14 protein-coding genes and 1 tRNA gene are annotated in these 15,480 nt (G+C 65.7%); 7 read left to right on the top strand and 8 right to left on the bottom strand.

Going from position 1 to position 15,480, the window contains the following annotated elements:
* Window positions 1-143: 143 nt before the first annotated feature.
* From ACESL9_RS08940 to ACESL9_RS08910, 7 genes are all read right to left on the bottom strand, one after another.
* The gene (locus tag ACESL9_RS08940; protein ID WP_372612106.1) at window positions 144-1,286 is read right to left on the bottom strand and encodes a TauD/TfdA family dioxygenase; all 1,143 of its coding nucleotides are present in this window, start codon (window positions 1,284-1,286) and stop codon (window positions 144-146) included.
* Between the two features lie 71 nt (window positions 1,287-1,357).
* Window positions 1,358-2,326, bottom strand: coding sequence for an NAD(P)-dependent oxidoreductase (locus ACESL9_RS08935; RefSeq protein ID WP_372612104.1), 969 nt, complete (start codon window positions 2,324-2,326; stop codon window positions 1,358-1,360).
* Between the two features lie 160 nt (window positions 2,327-2,486).
* Window positions 2,487-3,077 (bottom strand): TetR/AcrR family transcriptional regulator, encoded by a 591-nt coding sequence (locus ACESL9_RS08930; RefSeq protein ID WP_372612102.1) that lies wholly within the window; start codon window positions 3,075-3,077, stop codon window positions 2,487-2,489.
* Between the two features lie 163 nt (window positions 3,078-3,240).
* Entirely contained in the window at window positions 3,241-3,978 is a 738-nt protein-coding gene (fabG, locus tag ACESL9_RS08925) for a 3-oxoacyl-[acyl-carrier-protein] reductase (RefSeq protein ID WP_372674735.1), read from the bottom strand.
* Window positions 3,979-4,053: 75 nt separating this feature from the next.
* Window positions 4,054-4,995 carry an ACP S-malonyltransferase gene (fabD, locus tag ACESL9_RS08920; protein WP_372674734.1) on the bottom strand — a complete coding sequence of 314 codons (942 nt, stop codon included), beginning with the start codon at window positions 4,993-4,995 and terminating at the stop codon, window positions 4,054-4,056.
* Between the two features lie 95 nt (window positions 4,996-5,090).
* Window positions 5,091-5,540: a PaaI family thioesterase gene (locus tag ACESL9_RS08915; RefSeq protein WP_372674733.1), complete on the bottom strand. Its 450-nt coding sequence runs from the start codon at window positions 5,538-5,540 to the stop codon at window positions 5,091-5,093.
* Window positions 5,537-7,159 carry an acyl-CoA dehydrogenase family protein gene (locus tag ACESL9_RS08910; protein ID WP_372612094.1) on the bottom strand — a complete coding sequence of 541 codons (1,623 nt, stop codon included), beginning with the start codon at window positions 7,157-7,159 and terminating at the stop codon, window positions 5,537-5,539. The genes ACESL9_RS08915 and ACESL9_RS08910 overlap by 4 nt, the downstream gene beginning before the upstream one ends.
* Before the next feature lie 162 nt (window positions 7,160-7,321).
* Here ACESL9_RS08910 and ACESL9_RS08905 point away from each other — a divergent pair, with 162 nt between their 5' ends.
* From ACESL9_RS08905 to eno, 6 genes are all read left to right on the top strand, one after another.
* Window positions 7,322-7,627 (top strand): FtsB family cell division protein, encoded by a 306-nt coding sequence (locus ACESL9_RS08905; protein ID WP_372612201.1) that lies wholly within the window; start codon window positions 7,322-7,324, stop codon window positions 7,625-7,627.
* A 108-nt stretch (window positions 7,628-7,735) separates the two neighbouring features.
* A complete protein-coding gene (locus tag ACESL9_RS08900; RefSeq protein WP_372612092.1) occupies window positions 7,736-9,385 on the top strand; it encodes a Na/Pi cotransporter family protein in 1,650 nt (549 codons plus the stop codon).
* 141 nt (window positions 9,386-9,526) lie between these two features.
* Window positions 9,527-10,537 (top strand): pyruvate dehydrogenase (acetyl-transferring) E1 component subunit alpha, encoded by a 1,011-nt coding sequence (gene pdhA / locus ACESL9_RS08895; RefSeq protein ID WP_372612090.1) that lies wholly within the window; start codon window positions 9,527-9,529, stop codon window positions 10,535-10,537.
* A gap of 27 nt (window positions 10,538-10,564) precedes the next feature.
* The gene (locus ACESL9_RS08890; protein WP_372674732.1) at window positions 10,565-11,971 is read left to right on the top strand and encodes a pyruvate dehydrogenase complex E1 component subunit beta; all 1,407 of its coding nucleotides are present in this window, start codon (window positions 10,565-10,567) and stop codon (window positions 11,969-11,971) included.
* 11 nt (window positions 11,972-11,982) lie between these two features.
* Window positions 11,983-13,344, top strand: a complete 1,362-nt coding sequence (locus ACESL9_RS08885; RefSeq protein WP_372612086.1) for a pyruvate dehydrogenase complex dihydrolipoamide acetyltransferase — start codon at window positions 11,983-11,985, stop codon at window positions 13,342-13,344.
* Window positions 13,345-13,548: 204 nt separating this feature from the next.
* On the top strand, window positions 13,549-14,823 hold the full coding sequence (gene eno, locus ACESL9_RS08880; protein ID WP_372612084.1) for a phosphopyruvate hydratase: 1,275 nt from the start codon (window positions 13,549-13,551) through the stop codon (window positions 14,821-14,823).
* A 129-nt stretch (window positions 14,824-14,952) separates the two neighbouring features.
* Here eno and ACESL9_RS08875 read toward each other — a convergent pair.
* A tRNA-Val gene (locus ACESL9_RS08875) sits at window positions 14,953-15,028 on the bottom strand.
* 71 nt (window positions 15,029-15,099) lie between these two features.
* Between ACESL9_RS08875 and ACESL9_RS08870 the strand changes: the two genes are divergently transcribed.
* Window positions 15,100-15,480: MaoC family dehydratase (locus tag ACESL9_RS08870; RefSeq protein WP_372674731.1), on the top strand; the 381-nt coding region annotated here is incomplete at its 3' end.

Genomic DNA, 15,480 nt, shown 5'->3' with positions numbered 1-15,480 from the left:
CGCGTGCGATCCTGTTTCCCGATCACTGTCCCGGGATGGTTCCGCAGGGCAACGACCCGGCCGAAGGATGCCTTGTCACGCAAAGCGCACCGCGCCGGGGACCACCCCCGACGCGGCGCATCTTCAGGCCTTTGCGTTCTGCTTCAAGCCACCACCCTGTCGGCCTCGGCCCCGGTGAAGCCGCGCCGGGCAAGCACACGGTAGGTGCTGCGCAGCGCGCCGCGATCCGTGTAGCAGCCGCGCAGGTGCCGCAGGCCGCTCTCGGCAACATAGCCTTCGCGGCCATGCACGATGCGATGGTTGTCGAACACCACGCAGGTGCCGGGCTGCGATCGGTAGCGGATGACAAAACGGTCTTCCTGCATCATGCGGATGAACCGGACAAGGGCCGGGTAATAGCGGTCCAGCAGGTCCTGGGGCAGATCCATGAAATCCTGAAGATGCTGCGAGATGGTGACACCCGTTACCTCGCCATCGACATCGGTCTCGATCACGCGCTGATGGGCGCGGTAATCCCAGTTGTCGTGCCGATAGAAGAACGGGATGTCATGGCCCGCCAGGAGCGCGAACGCCTCGGGGTCCTCGGCCTTGAGCGCCATGGCCGCCGCCGCCCCGTCGAGAAAGAGCGACAGCCCGCCCTCGACCGTGTTGGCCATGCAATGCAGGAACTGCAAGCCCGGGGCGGTTTCCTCGCCCGGCAGGTCGGTGTGCATTTCCAGGGGCCCGGCGGTAAAGGCGAGATTGGTGGGCGCGATCTCGACCCGGACGTCAAAGAACAGGCCCTCGGCCGACGGGGTGATCGGCCCGATGGCGTTCACGAGGCGCGGGAGGCTCTCGTCATCCTCGGCCATGTCGGTGACGAAGGCGATCCCCTCCTCGATCAGCGCGCGGGTGAGCGCGGCGCGGCCTGTGTCGGATGTCAGAACCGCCTGTTGCGGGATACGCAGGATCTCGGGCAGGTGATCGCCATACCAGAGCTTGCGCGGCAAGGCCGCCGGATCGGCCGGGCGTCCGGTCTCCTGCACCTCGCGCAGCAGCGAGAGCGGAACCTGGCTCACCTGGTCCTCGGCCTGCCATTCGATCACCAGCATCTCGCCTTCCACCCGCGCCGACCTTGCGCGCGGCGGCGTCGGAAGGGCGGAACAGTCGAAAACCCGTTCCAGCGTTTGCGGGTCGAAACAGTCGAGGCTCGCATCCCTGAGCCAGTAGTAGTTGAAATAGGCCATGCCGCCCGGCAGGGCGACCAACATGCCATTATCCCGAAGCTCCACCGCGGGGTCCGTCATCTCATCTCAATCCTTCTGTTGGTGGGTGTGCGTTTCAAGCGGGAGGTGTCATCATCACTTCTCCCCCCGCGTCACGTCGCCAGAAGCGGCTTTGACAGCCCGGTCGGGATCACCTCGTATCCCGGCTCCTCCGGCTCGTCGTCGACCATCTCGGCGGGAAAGCCGGGTGCGCTGATCTGCAACCCGGTCGCATCTTCGAGGCGGCGGATGATGTTCGGCGACAGTTCACGATCACCGTAGCGCGCGATTCCATCCTCGAAAATGCTCAGCAAGAGCGGGCTGATCTCCAACGGCACGCCGGCTTGCTCGGCAAGGCTCTGGAACAGGCCGACATCCTTTTTCACCAGGTCCATGGTGAACGAGATGTCGCGCGACCCGTTGAGGATGATCTGGCTTTCGGTCTCATGCACGAAGGAGGTGCCCGAACTGATCTTCATCGCCTCGTAGGCGGTGTTCATGTCCATGCCCGCGGCCTTCATCGTCACCAGCGCCTCGCAGCAGGTCAGCAGGTTCGCCGTGGCCAGATAGTTGGTCATCACCTTGAGGACCGAAGCGGTCCCGAGCTCCCCGGTATGCAGCACCCGCCGCCCGAGCGTGGTCAGGAGCGGCAGCACGCGTTCGAACGTGGCGCGGTCGCAGCCCGCGAAGATCGAGATGTTGGCCGTGTCCGCCCGGTGGCACCCGCCCGAGACCGGGCATTCCACCGCGACCCCGCCACGCTCGGCCACGAGCGCGGCCAGCCGCTTGATCTCGGTGGCGTCGGTGGTCGACATTTCCAGCCAGATCTTGGTCTCGTCGATCTCCGGCAACATCGCCTCGACCACGGCGGCCGATGCGGCCGGCGAGGGCAGGCAGGTGATCACGATATCGCACCCACGCATGAGATCGGCCGGGTCGCGCGCCGCCTTTGCGCCGCGGGCGACAAAGCTTGCCATGGAACCGGCGTCGATATCGAAAACGGTCAGGTCAATACCGTTGCGAAGCACACTGCCCGCCAGCTTGCCGCCAACATTTCCAAGCCCGATGAATCCTACCTGCATCAGCTGCACCTTCTCCGATCATTTCGCCGGAGTTTGGCGCAGCCGATTGTCGGTTGGAAACGATGGCTTTTCGACCTGAGCCACCAAATTCATTGAAGCACCCGCGCATGGCATGGCGCGGGTCGCGTCGCGGTCTCGCGTGCGGCCGGGTCAACCCGTTTCAGGCGGCCTTGGCCCTTTGCTGTTGCTGGACGCTGATCGTGGCCCAGAATGCCGCGCGCACCAGTGCGTCTGCCGATCCGTCGAGACCGTCAGCGCCCAATTGCACCGCGACCACGGTCCGCGGATACTCGATCAGCGCAAGCTCGACCTCGTCGCGGCGCAGCCCGAAACCTTCTGCAAATCCCGTCAATGCCGCATCGGCCCCGCCAAGGATATCCGCCGCCCGTGTTCTCGTGCCCTGTGCCAGCGCCGCATGGCGCAACACCGTGCGCTGGCCGCTGACCAGGACCGGTGCGGAGGCACTCTCCCGGCGGGCGAACCGCGGCATGTAAAGTGCAGCGCGCAACCCGCCCCGCACGCCCCGCGTGTTATGAATATGCGAGATCACGCCCTGCAGATAGGCCCCTTCCGACCAGGCCCAGGTCTCGGCCAGGAGCCCTTCGTAGGAGCCGAACCTGTGATAGAGCGACCCGATCGACACGCCGGATGCCTTGGAGATGTCCCTGATACCTGGCATCACGCCATCCGCGATCCCGCTTGCCATCGCCGCATATACCGTCTGATCGGCGAATCCTGCCTTTCGTCCCATGCTCTGCCTCGTTCGTTTTTTGTTTTGGTGCACTGATTCTACTACAGGTGATTCGATCCGCCCATGATTTTTTCCGCCGGCTTGCGCTCTGGTGGCAAAAAGGGCGCGCTGGCCCTCGCCCGCGCGCCCTTGTTCTCGGGTCTGAACGGATGTTCGCCCCGGCTCAGAGCATCGCCATCCCGCCATTCACATGCAGGGTCGCGCCGGTGACATAGCCCGCCTCTGGGCTGGCAAGGTAGAGGACCGCCGCCGCGATCTCCTCGGGTGTGCCCATGCGCGCGGCCGGGATCCTGGCGTTGATCGCCGATTTCTGATCGTCGCTCAGCCCCTCGGTCATGGCCGTGGCGATGAAACCGGGCGCAACCGCGTTGGCGGTGACGCCGCGGCTTGCCACTTCGTAGGCGATGGATTTCGTCATCCCCACCATGCCCGCCTTGGACGCGGCATAGTTGACCTGCCCGGGGTTGCCCGTCGCGCCCACAATGGACGAGATGTTGACGATCCGGCCCCAGCGCGCCTTCATCATCGGGCGCATCACGCCGCGGCAGAGGCGCATCGTCGCGGTCAGGTTCACGTCGATGACCGACTGCCATTCCTCGTCCGACATGCGCATGAAGATCTGGTCGCGGGTGATGCCGGCGTTGTTGACCAGGATATCCACCGATCCCATGGCCGCCTGTGCCTCTTTCGGCAACGCCTCGACCGCCTGCGGATCGGACAGGTTGCAGGGCAACACATGCGCCCGCTCGCCCAGGTCCCCGGCCAATTCCTGCAGCGGCGACTCGCGCGTGCCCGACAGGCCCACCGTGGCCCCCGCCCCGTGCAATGCGCGGGCGATCGCTCCGCCGATCCCCCCCGACGCGCCGGTGACCAGCGCGCATTTTCCCGTCAGATCGAACATGCCTCATCCTTTCTTTCCAGCGCCGGGTTCCTTTCAACGGAACTCGACAAGAAAATTCAACTTTCGTGGCCCGGCTCAGCCGTTCAGGCTCTCCGCCGCCGCCTTCACCTCGTCGGGCGTGCCCACGGCCCGGGTCGCGATCTCGCGGTCGATCCGCCGGATCATGCCCGAGAGCGCCTTGCCCGCGCCGATCTCCCAGATCTCGCGCACGCCGGCACCACCCATGAAGGCCACCGACTCGCGCCAGCGCACCGACCCGGTGACCTGTTCGACCAGCAATGCCTTGATCTCGGCCGGTTCGCTGACCGGTGATGCGCGCACATTGGCCACCACCGGCACCGATGGCGCGGCGATCTCGACCTCGGCCAGCGCCGCCTGCATCGCATCCGCCGCGGGCTGCATCAGCGCACAGTGAAACGGCGCGCTGACCGGCAACAGGACCGCCCGTTTCGCGCCGCGCGCCTTGGCGATCTCGACCGCGCGTTCCACCGCGGCCTTGTGCCCCGACACCACCACCTGGGCGGGGTCGTTGTCATTGGCGGCCTGGCACACCTCGCCCTGCGCGGCCTCCTCGGCCACCGATTTCGCGGTCTCGAAATCCAGCCCCAGAAGGGCCGCCATCGCGCCCACGCCCACCGGCACAGCCTCCTGCATCGCCCGCCCGCGTATCCGCAAGAGCCGCGCCGTGTCGGCCACGCTCAGCGCGCCCGCAGCGGCCAGCGCCGAATACTCGCCCAGCGAATGCCCCGCCACGAAAGCGGCGTCCGTGACCTTCACGCCCTCGGCCTCCAGCGCGCGCATAGCCGCCAGCGATGTCGCCATCAGCGCGGGCTGTGCGTTCTGCGTCAGGGTCAGGGCATCCTGATCGCCCTCCCATGTCAGCGCGCTGAGTGCCTCGCCCAGCGCGTCATCGACCTCGTCGAACACGGCCCGGGCGGCAGGATAGGCATCGGCCAGCGCGCGGCCCATGCCGATTGTCTGTGCTCCCTGCCCCGGAAATACGAATGCGCGGCTCATCTGGCTCTCCCGATTGCTTCAGCTTTGCGCCGGGATAGCGCGCGCGCCGGGTCGGTGCAACGGCCCTTCACCTGCGTGCGTCCCGGGCGGCACCTTCACCCCTTCACGTCGTCGCGCCCCTGCACCGCCATCATCGTGGCGGTGAGCCGGGCAATCTCGTGCTCTCGTTCGACGTCGATCGCGGTCGCCACGGCCTCGGTAAAGAGGATCGTCCGCCCCGGTTTCAGAACCCGCGCGTGAAAGTTGAACTGCTGCCCCTTGCCCGGCCGCATCAGCGAGGTCTTGAGTTCCACGGTGAGCACCCCGGCCTCTTCGGGCATCAGGGTAAAGGCCGCGAACCCGGCGGCGGTGTCCAGCCCCGAGACGATCGCCCCCGCATGCATGAATCCGTGTTGCTGGGTGAAATCGGGGTTGAACGGCATCGACAGCCAGACCTCGCCCGGGGCGATATCGTCGATCGAAATCCCCATCGCGCGCATCGCGGGCTGGCGGGCAAAACTCTCGCGGGTGCGGGCGGCATAATCGCCGAAGGTCGCGAGGTTCATCCCAGCCGCTCCAGGATCGCCTGTGTATCAAGTCCCGAAACCGCCCCGTAAACCCGCCCCCGGGGGCGGCCCAGCCGCGTCGCGGCGTAACCGTCGGCCACTGCTGCGGGGGCCTCCCGGATCAGAACGCACGCGGTCAGAAGCGAGGCCAGGCTTTCGGTGAACCAGCGCGCCTGCGCCTCGTCGGGCAGCCCGGGCCAGCGGTCGAGATGCGCGGCCAGCGCGGCGTCATAGGCCGGGTTCTCGCCCCGGATACCCGAGAGTTCCGCCATCAGCGCCTCGCGCGCCGCCTCGTCCCGCGCCAGCGCGCGCATCACGTCAAGGCAGATCACGTTGCCCGACCCTTCCCAGATCGAGTTGAGCGGGCTTTCGCGGAACAGCATCGGCATCGGCGTCTCCTCGACATAACCCATGCCGCCGAGGCACTCCATCGCCTCGTAGATCACGTTCGGGGCCAGCTTGTTGCCAAGGAACTTGGCCAGCGCCACCGCGATCCGCGAAAAGGCGCGTTCCTCAATCGTGCCCGCGTCGAACGCCCGCGCCACGCGGAAGGCCAGTGCCGTGGTGCCCTCGAGATCGAGCGCCAGGTCGGCGAGAACGGCGCGCATCATCGGCTGGTCGATCAGGCGACGCTGGAACGCGCTGCGACCCTCGACCCAGTATTTTGCTTCGGCCAGCGCCCCGCGCATCAGCCCCGCCGGTGCGACCGAGGTGGAAAGCCGCGTGTGATGCACCATCTCGATGATGGTCTTGACCCCCTGGCCCTCGTCGCCCAGCCGGAAGGCCAGCGTATCGTGATACTCGATCTCCGACGACGCGTTGGCCCGGTTGCCGAGCTTGTCCTTCAATCGCATCACGTGGATCGGGTTACGCTCGCCATCGAGCCAGCGCGGCACGAGAAAGCAGGTCAGGCCCCCCTCGGCCTGCGCCAGCGTCAGGAACCCGTCGGACATCGGCGCCGAGCAGAACCATTTATGCCCGCTGAGGCGGTAATGATCGCCCGAGCGCACGGCTTGCGTGGTGTTGGCGCGCACGTCCGATCCGCCCTGTTTCTCGGTCATTGCCATGCCCAGCGTCACCGCGCGCTTCTCGGCCACGGGCGCGCGGGCGGTGTCGTAATCGCGCGCGATCAGCTTGGGCACCCATTCCGCCGCCAGCGCCGGATCGGCCTCGAGCGCGGGAACGGCGGCATAGGTCATCACCATCGGGCAGGTCACGCCCGGCTCGACCTGGCTTGTCATGTAGCACATCGCGGCATGGGCGGTGTGACCGGCCGGGACCTGCTCTTCCCAGGGTGCCGCCGCGAACCCCGCCTGCAACCCCGCCGTCATCAGGTCGTGATAGGCGGGATGGAATTTTACCTCGTCAAGCCGCCGCCCCGCGCGGTCGAAACTCTCCAGAACCGGCGGCACGCGGTTGGCCTCGCGCCCGGCCTCGCGCATCTCCGCGCTGCCCATCCGGGCGCCATAGGCCGAGAGCGCCGCCTGATCGGCACCGTTCGCCCCCGCGTAGTGGCACAGGATCGGATCCGACGCCCAGAGATCACCCGCATCGCGGGCCGGTGGCTGGTTCATCACCTCGTGGGTCGCAAGCGTGCCGATCGGCGGGGAATGTGTCATTGCGGTCTCTCCCTTCGCTCCGATCCTCGCAAATTGCGCGGTCTCGCAAAAGAGGGATTCACAATCCGAATCGCCTGTGGCACTGTTTCCCTTGTGTTACGGGCAGGATGGTCCGGACAACGGGCAGAGCAGCCAGTGAACGGGAACAGGCAAGACATGGCAATGCGCAGATTTACCGGATACCGGCCCGCGCTGGGCGGCATTGCCTATTACACGGTGGCGTTCGCGCTCGGGCTCTATTTCACCTTTGCCGCCGTGCAGGGGGATTACGGGTTGTTCCGCCGGGCCGAGATCCAGGCCGAGGCGTCCGATCTTGAAAAGCGTCTCGAGACACTCGACAGCCAGGTCGCGCGGATGGAGAACCTCACGCGCCGGCTTTCGGATACCTATCTCGACATCGACCTGCTCGACGAACAGGCGCGCTCGGTCCTGGGCTACATCCGCGCCGACGAGATCGTGATCCGCTGATCCACAGGATTGCGCAGGCAAGGCGACCGGTCGGTCGGTTGACTTCACCATTCGCCCCGACCGAATGTAACAGCAATATGACAGTTCAGCTCGGCAAGGGAGGTATGGGTGCAGTCTCTGGCAATCCTGGTCGCGGTCGGTGGCGCGGTGGCACTGCTGCTCTTCGGGTTGCGGCTGGTGCGGGACGGCGTGACCGAAGGCTTCGGTCTGCACCTGAAACTGGCGCTCAGCCAGGGTACGCGAACCTCTCCGCGCGCCTTTGTCTCGGGGCTGGTCGCGACGCTGGGGCTGCAATCCTCGACCGCGACCGCGCTGATGAGCTCGGATTTCGTCGAGCGGGGCATGATCCGCCCCGGACGGGCGCAGGTGGCGCTGCTGGGCGCCAACCTGGGCACCGCGCTGACCGCCTGGATCGTCAGCGCCGGGATCGAGGCGCTTTCGCCGCTGCTGCTCTTGCTGGGCTACGTGTTGCGGCGGCAGGCGCGTGCTGCCGTTTCCGGCACCGGGCAGGCGCTGATCGGCATCGGCCTCGTCCTGCTGTCGCTGACCTTGCTGGGCCAGGCCACGGCGCCGCTGCGCGACTCGGCGGAACTGCTGGCGTTCCTGGGGCTACTGGACAATGCCTGGCCGGTGGCCTTTGGCGTGGCCGCGGCGCTGGCGGTGGTGTTCTCGTCATCGCTGGCGGTGGTGATGCTGGTCCTGTCGCTGGGGTCCACGGGCGGCCTTGCCCCGGCGCTGGCGGTGGTGCTGGTGCTGGGCGCCAATTTCGGCGGCGCCGTGCCGCCGGTCCTTGCCACACTGGCGGCGCCGCCGGCCGCGCGACGGGTGACGCTGGGCAACCTTCTGGTGCGCGGATTGGGCTGCCTCGTCGCGCTGCCGCTGGCCGGGCAGATCGGCCCCTGGCTGGAGGGGCTGAACCTTGTGCCCGCCGGCCTGCCCGTCGCGGCGCACCTGACCTTTAACATCGCGCTGGCGGTGGTCATCTGGCCGGTCGCGGGGCGGATCGCAAGTGCGCTCCCGCTCGTCCTTCCCGATCCGCCAGCCCATGAAGGCGACGGGCCGCGCTGGCTCGACGAGGCGGCGCTCGATCGCCCGGAAGTGGCCCTGGCCGGAGCCAGCCGCGAGGCGCTGGCGCTGGGCGACACGGTGGAGCGGATGATGCGGCTGATCATGACCGCCTTTCGCGAAAACGACCCCGCGCCCCTGGCCGAGATCACGCGGCTGGAGGAGCGGGTCGACCGCCTGCAACAGCAGGTCAAGCTTTACCTCTCGCGCCTGGGGCCCGGCGCCTCCAAGCGCGACAAGCGCCGCATCATCACCGTTCTCGACTATATCATCAATCTCGAACATGCCGGTGACATCATCGAAAAGGGCCTTGCCGTGCAGGTGGATCGCAAGATCGAGCTGGGACTGCGGTTTTCCGAGGAAGGCTATCGCGAGCTCGATTCCCTTTTCCTGATGACACTGGACACGATGCAGGTCGCCCAGACCATCTTCATGAGCCGCGACGAACGGCTGGCCCGGCAACTCATCGAGACCAAGGTGCGCATCCGGCAGGTGGAGCGCCAGTCTGCCGAGCGTCACTTCCGGCGCCTGCGCAAGGGACATCCCGAGAGCCTTCAGACATCATCGCTGCATCTCGACATGCTGCGCGATCTCAAGCGCGTCGGCGCCCACCTGGTCTCGGTCGCCTATCCGATTCTCGACGAGGAGGGCCTTCTGGTCGAAAGCCGCCTCAAGGACGCCGACGACACGTGAGGCTCCCGGGCAGGGCAGAGGATCTGCGCGCAAACGGACCGCGCGGCAAATTCATACTCGCCAGAACCGGACTCCCATGTTATGAATTGACGCTGATAGTTCAACGTTAAACTATTCTCTGCGCGAAGGAGGACGCGACCGATGGCCGCCCGAAAAAGTACCAGGAAACCCAATGTGTCCGCCGACGAGCTCAAGGGATTTTACCGCGACATGCTGCTCATCCGGCGATTCGAGGAAAAGGCCGGGCAGCTTTACGGCATGGGCCTGATCGGCGGCTTCTGTCACCTCTATATAGGCCAGGAAGCCGTGGTCGTCGGACTCGAAGCCACCGCGAAAGAGGGCGATCAGCGCATCACCACCTATCGCGATCATGGCCACATGCTCGCTTGCGGCATGGACCCCAAGGGCGTCATGGCCGAGCTCACCGGGCGCGAGGGCGGCTATTCCAAGGGCAAGGGCGGCTCGATGCACATGTTTTCCAAGGAAAAGGAATTCTATGGCGGCCATGGCATCGTCGGCGCCAACGTGCCGCTGGGCGCGGGGCTGGCCTTTGTCAACAAGTATCGCGACAATGATCATGTCTGTTTCACCTATTTCGGCGACGGCGCCGCCAACCAGGGCCAGGTTTACGAGACCTTCAACATGGCCGCGCTCTGGGATCTGCCGGTGGTCTTCGTGATCGAGAACAACAAGTATGCCATGGGTACCTCGCAGACCCGCTCGACCTCGTCCAAGGACATCCACACCCGCGGCGAGGCTTTCGGCATCCCCGGCGAGACGGTTGACGGCATGGACGTGCTCGCCGTGCGTGACGCGGGACAAAAGGCGGTGGAGCACGCCCGGTCGGGCAAGGGGCCCTACATCCTCGAAGTGATGACCTATCGCTATCGCGGCCATTCGATGTCGGACCCCGCGAAATACCGCACCCGCGAAGAGGTCCAGAAAGTGCGCGAGAAATCCGACGCGATCGAGCATGTGCGCGAGCTTCTGCTCTCGGGCAAACATGCGAGCGAGGATGATCTCAAGGCGATCGACAAGGAGATCAAGCAGATCATCAACGACGCCGCCGATTTCGCCCGCGAAAGCCCCGAGCCCGCCATCGAGGAGCTCTGGACCGACATCTACGCCACCGAGACGCCGCAAAACGCCTGAGCGACCGGGACCAAGGAGAACACGACAATGGCAACCGAAATTCTCATGCCCGCCCTCAGCCCCACCATGGAGGAAGGCACGCTCGCCAAGTGGCTGGTGAAAGAGGGCGACACCGTGAAATCCGGTGACATCATGGCCGAGATCGAAACCGACAAGGCGACGATGGAATTCGAAGCCGTCGATGAAGGGGTGATCGGCAAGATCCTCGTCGAGGAGGGCACCGAGGGCGTGAAGGTCAACACCGCCATCGCCGTGCTGGTTGAAGAGGGCGAGGACGTCCCCGAGGATGCGGGCAAATCCGAGGCCCCGGCCAGGGACGACGACGAGGACGAAAAAAGCGAGGACGAGGACGACAGCGCCAAGCAGGATGTGAAAGCCGCCCGCGCCGCCGCGCCCGACGGCCCCGACCCACGGGCTGCGACGGCGGAACCCGACTGGCCCGAGGGCACCGAGACACGCCAGCAGACCGTGCGCGAGGCGCTGCGCGACGCCATGGCCGAGGAAATGCGCCGCGACGACAGCGTGTTCCTGATGGGCGAAGAGGTGGCCGAGTACCAGGGCGCCTACAAGATTTCCCAGGGGTTGCTGGATGAATTCGGCGCCAAGCGCGTGATCGACACCCCGATCACCGAACATGGCTTTGCCGGCATTGGCGTCGGTGCCGCCTTCGGCGGGTTGCGCCCGGTCGTCGAATTCATGACCTGGAATTTCGCGATGCAGGCGATCGACCAGATCATCAACTCCGCCGCCAAGACGCTCTACATGTCCGGCGGTCAGATGGGCGCGCCGATCGTCTTTCGCGGCCCCAACGGTGCGGCCGCCCGCGTCGCCGCCCAGCACAGCCAGGATTACGCGGCATGGTATGCGCAAGTGCCCGGCCTGCGGGTCGTGATGCCCTATTCCGCCTCCGACTATAAGGGCCTGATGAAGACCGCGATCCGCGATCCGAACCCGGTTGTGTTCCTCGAAAACGAGATCCTCTACGGGCGCAGCTTTGACGTGCCGGTGATGGAGGATTTCACGGTCCCCTTCGGCAAGGCCCGGATCTGGCGCGAGGGCGCGGACGTGACCATCGTGAGCTTCGGCATCGGCATGAGCTACGCGCTTGAAGCCGCTGAAAAGCTGGCCGAAAACGGGATCGAGGCCGAGGTGATCGACCTGCGCACCCTGCGCCCGCTCGACTATGACACGGTGATCGCAAGCGTGATGAAAACCAACCGCTGCGTCACCGTCGAAGAGGGCTGGCCGGTGGGCTCCATCGGCAATCACCTCTCGGCCTACATCATGACCCACGCTTTCGACTATCTCGACGCGCCGGTGCTCAACGTCACCGGCAAGGACGTGCCCATGCCCTATGCCGCGAACCTCGAAAGACTGGCCCTGACCTCGACCGACGAAGTGATCGAAGCGGTCCGCCAAGTGACCTACCGGTAAGGAGAGACGCGATGCCCACCGAGATTCTCATGCCCGCGCTCAGCCCCACGATGGAAGAGGGCACGCTTGCCAAATGGCTGGTCAAGGAGGGTGACCCGGTGTCCGCCGGTGACCTTCTCGCCGAGATCGAGACCGACAAGGCGACGATGGAATTCGAAGCCGTCGATGAAGGCGTCATCGGCAAGATCCTCATCGAGGAAGGCACCGAGGGCGTGAAGGTCAACACCGCCATCGCCGTGCTTCTCGAAGAGGGCGAAAGCGCCGATGACATCGACGCCGGGTCCGGCAAACGCGCGCCCGCCAAAGAGACAAAAGACGACGAGGTAAAAGACGACAAGGAAGAGGAAAGCGGGAAAGAGGCCGCTTCCGACAAGCCCGCGAAAGAATCGCAAGAGCCGGCGGGCAAGGCGACACCCGCCCCCCCTGCCCCCGAGCAGGACGGCAAGCGCATCTTTGCCTCGCCACTCGCGCGGCGCATCGCCGCCGACAAGGGGCTTGACCTGCGTGAGATCGAGGGCTCCGGCCCCAAGGGCCGGATCGTCAAGGCCGATGTCGAGGCCGCCAGACCAGCCGACAAGCCCGCACCCGACGCGCGCGCCGAAACCAAGGCCCCGGCACAGGCCGCAACGGCCATGCCCACCGGCCCGGCCACCGAAACCGTGCTCAAGATGTACGAGACCCGCGCGTTCGAGGAAATCAAGCTCGACGGGATGCGCCGCACCATCGCCGCGCGCCTCACCGAGGCGAAACAGACCATCCCGCATTTCTACCTGCGCCGCGACATAAGGGTCGATGCGCTGCTGAAACTGCGCAGCGAGATGAACGCGGGGCTGGAAAGCCGCGGCGTGAAGCTCAGCGTCAATGATTTCATCATCAAGGCCTGCGCCAACGCGCTTCAGGCCGTGCCCGACGCCAATGCCGTCTGGGCGGGCGACCGTATCCTGAAACTCGAACCCTCCGACGTGGCCGTCGCCGTGGCGATCGAGGGCGGGCTCTTTACCCCTGTCATTCAGGACGCCGAGAAGAAATCGCTCTCCGCCCTTTCGGCCGAGATGAAGGATCTCGCCACCCGCGCTCGCGACCGCAAACTGGCGCCGCATGAATACCAGGGCGGCAGTTTCGCCATTTCCAACCTGGGCATGTTCGGCATCGACAATTTCGACGCGGTGATCAACCCGCCGCACGGCGCGATCCTTGCCGTGGGCGCCGGGGTTAAAAAGCCGGTGGTCGGCAAGGATGGCGAACTGACCACGGCCACGGTCATGAGCGTCACGCTCTCGGTCGATCACCGGGTCATCGACGGCGCGCTCGGGGCAGAGCTTTTGCAGGTGATCACAGAGCAGATCGAGAATCCGCTGGCGATGCTCGCCTGACCCTGACCGGGTCCACCTGGTTCTGAACATGGGGCAGCGCCCGCCCATGGGGCGGGGCAAACCCGATCAGGCGCGCGACCACACCCCAAGGCACGCGCGTTTGCGCAAACACCGCGCGCGCCCCTTTCCCTTGTGTCCCCTGCCCGGTAAAAGCCGCCGCAAAGGCGCGGTTTCCGCGCAATTTCAGCAAGGGACATTGGCCACATGAGCACCATCATCGACATCCACGCCCGTGAAATCCTCGATAGCCGTGGCAACCCCACGATCGAGGTCGACGTGATCCTCGAAGACGGCACCATGGGCCGCGCCGCCGTGCCTTCGGGCGCCTCGACCGGGGCGCATGAAGCGGTGGAACGCCGCGACGGCGACAAGACGCGTTACGCCGGAAAAGGCGTGCTCGAAGCCTGCGCCGCCGTCAACGGCGAGATCGCCGAGGAACTGGTCGGAATGGACGCCACCGAACAGGTGTCGATCGACATGGGATTGATCGAGCTTGACGGCACCCCCAACAAGGCGCGGCTCGGTGCCAACGCGATTCTCGGCGCCAGCCTCGCCTGTGCCAAGGCGGCGGCCGATTTCACCACCCAGCCGCTTTACCGCTATGTCGGGGGCACCTCGGCGCGCGTTCTGCCGGTGCCGATGATGAACATCATCAATGGCGGCGAACATGCCGACAACCCGATCGACATCCAGGAATTCATGATCATGCCGGTGAGCGCCCCCACCATCCGCGACGCGGTACGCATGGGCGCCGAGGTGTTCCACATCCTCAAGAAGGAACTCTCCGCCGCCGGTCTCGCCACGGGTGTCGGTGACGAGGGCGGATTCGCGCCCAACCTCTCGTCGACCCGCGACGCGCTCGATTTCATCCTGCGTTCGATCGAGAAGGCGGGCTACAAGCCCGGCGACGACATCCACCTCGCCCTCGATTGCGCCGCGACCGAGTATTTCAAGGATGGAAAATACGCGATGACAGGCGAGGGCAAGACCCTCTCGCCCGATGAGAATGTCGCCTACCTTGCCGCGCTCTGCGCTGATTATCCGATCATCTCGATCGAGGACGGCTGCGCCGAGGATGACTGGGACGGCTGGCGCGCGCTCACCGACGCGCTGGGCGGCAAGGTGCAGCTTGTCGGCGACGACCTTTTCGTGACCAACCCTGACCGGCTGGCCATGGGCATCGAACGCGGCTGTGCCAATTCGATGCTGGTCAAGGTCAACCAGATCGGCACGCTGACCGAAACGCTGCGCGCGGTCGATATGGCCCATCGCGCAGGGTTCACCAACGTGATGTCGCACCGTTCGGGCGAGACCGAGGACGCCACCATCGCGGATCTCGCCGTCGCCACCAATTGCGGACAGATCAAGACCGGCAGCCTCGCGCGCTCCGACCGGCTGGCGAAATACAACCAGTTGATCCGGATCGAGGAAACCCTCGCCGAAACCGCGCAATATGCCGGGCGCTCGATCCTGAAGTGATCCCATCGACTCCGGCCGGTGCGTCATGTGCGAATGTGACCGCGCCGGCCACACCCCCGCCGCTTCCCCGCCGCTTCGGGTTCAGCTACCGGGCCGCATTTCGCAGATTCGGAATTTTCGTCTGTTTTCTGGTGGGTCGTGAGAGACTCGAACTCCCGACATCTTCGGTGTAAACGAAGCGCTCTACCAACTGAGCTAACGACCCCGCGCGCGGTCTCTACCCCGCCGCCACGGCCCGTGCAAGACCCTTGATGGTCCCAACCCCGCGAGATGACCATGAGCTTCGATCCGAACATCCACCAGACCCATCCGACCCGCCCTTTCGACGATTTCCGGGTTGGCGAGGTGTTCCGCGCGCCCTCGCGCACCATGACCGAGGGCGTCTTTGCCGCCTTTCAGGCCGCCAGCGGCGACAACCACCCGATCCACTACGATCGCGCCTACCTGCAACGGCTGGGGCATCGTGATCTCATGGCGCATGGATACCAGACGCTCATCCAGGCCGCGATCGGCGCGGCGCCGCTGGCGCATCAGATGGGCGAGGCGCTGATCGGCTTTGTCGCGCAATCGTCGCGGTTTCTCGCCCCGGTCTATTGCGGCGACACGCTCTATCCCGCCTTTACCATCGCCGCGCTCGAGAAATGCAACACCACCGGC

This window comes from Aquicoccus sp. (genome assembly GCF_041686535.1).
Classification (GTDB): Bacteria; Pseudomonadota; Alphaproteobacteria; order Rhodobacterales; family Rhodobacteraceae; genus Aquicoccus.
Note: the sequence above shows the minus strand (reverse complement) of the source record. Positions and strands in the feature narration are given on the sequence as shown.

Coding starts and splice junctions, on each gene's coding strand:
- ACESL9_RS08910 (WP_372612094.1), bottom strand. CDS start 7,159: ATGACACATTCCCCGCCGATCGGCACGCTTGCGACCCACGAGGTGATG.
- ACESL9_RS08915 (WP_372674733.1), bottom strand. CDS start 5,540: ATGAACCTCGCGACCTTCGGCGATTATGCCGCCCGCACCCGCGAGAGT.
- ACESL9_RS08935 (WP_372612104.1), bottom strand. CDS start 2,326: ATGCAGGTAGGATTCATCGGGCTTGGAAATGTTGGCGGCAAGCTGGCG.
- ACESL9_RS08905 (WP_372612201.1), top strand. CDS start 7,322: ATGCGCAGATTTACCGGATACCGGCCCGCGCTGGGCGGCATTGCCTAT.
- ACESL9_RS08930 (WP_372612102.1), bottom strand. CDS start 3,077: ATGGGACGAAAGGCAGGATTCGCCGATCAGACGGTATATGCGGCGATG.
- ACESL9_RS08885 (WP_372612086.1), top strand. CDS start 11,983: ATGCCCACCGAGATTCTCATGCCCGCGCTCAGCCCCACGATGGAAGAG.
- fabD (WP_372674734.1), bottom strand. CDS start 4,995: ATGAGCCGCGCATTCGTATTTCCGGGGCAGGGAGCACAGACAATCGGC.
- ACESL9_RS08940 (WP_372612106.1), bottom strand. CDS start 1,286: ATGACGGACCCCGCGGTGGAGCTTCGGGATAATGGCATGTTGGTCGCC.
- fabG (WP_372674735.1), bottom strand. CDS start 3,978: ATGTTCGATCTGACGGGAAAATGCGCGCTGGTCACCGGCGCGTCGGGG.
- ACESL9_RS08890 (WP_372674732.1), top strand. CDS start 10,565: ATGGCAACCGAAATTCTCATGCCCGCCCTCAGCCCCACCATGGAGGAA.
- pdhA (WP_372612090.1), top strand. CDS start 9,527: ATGGCCGCCCGAAAAAGTACCAGGAAACCCAATGTGTCCGCCGACGAG.
- eno (WP_372612084.1), top strand. CDS start 13,549: ATGAGCACCATCATCGACATCCACGCCCGTGAAATCCTCGATAGCCGT.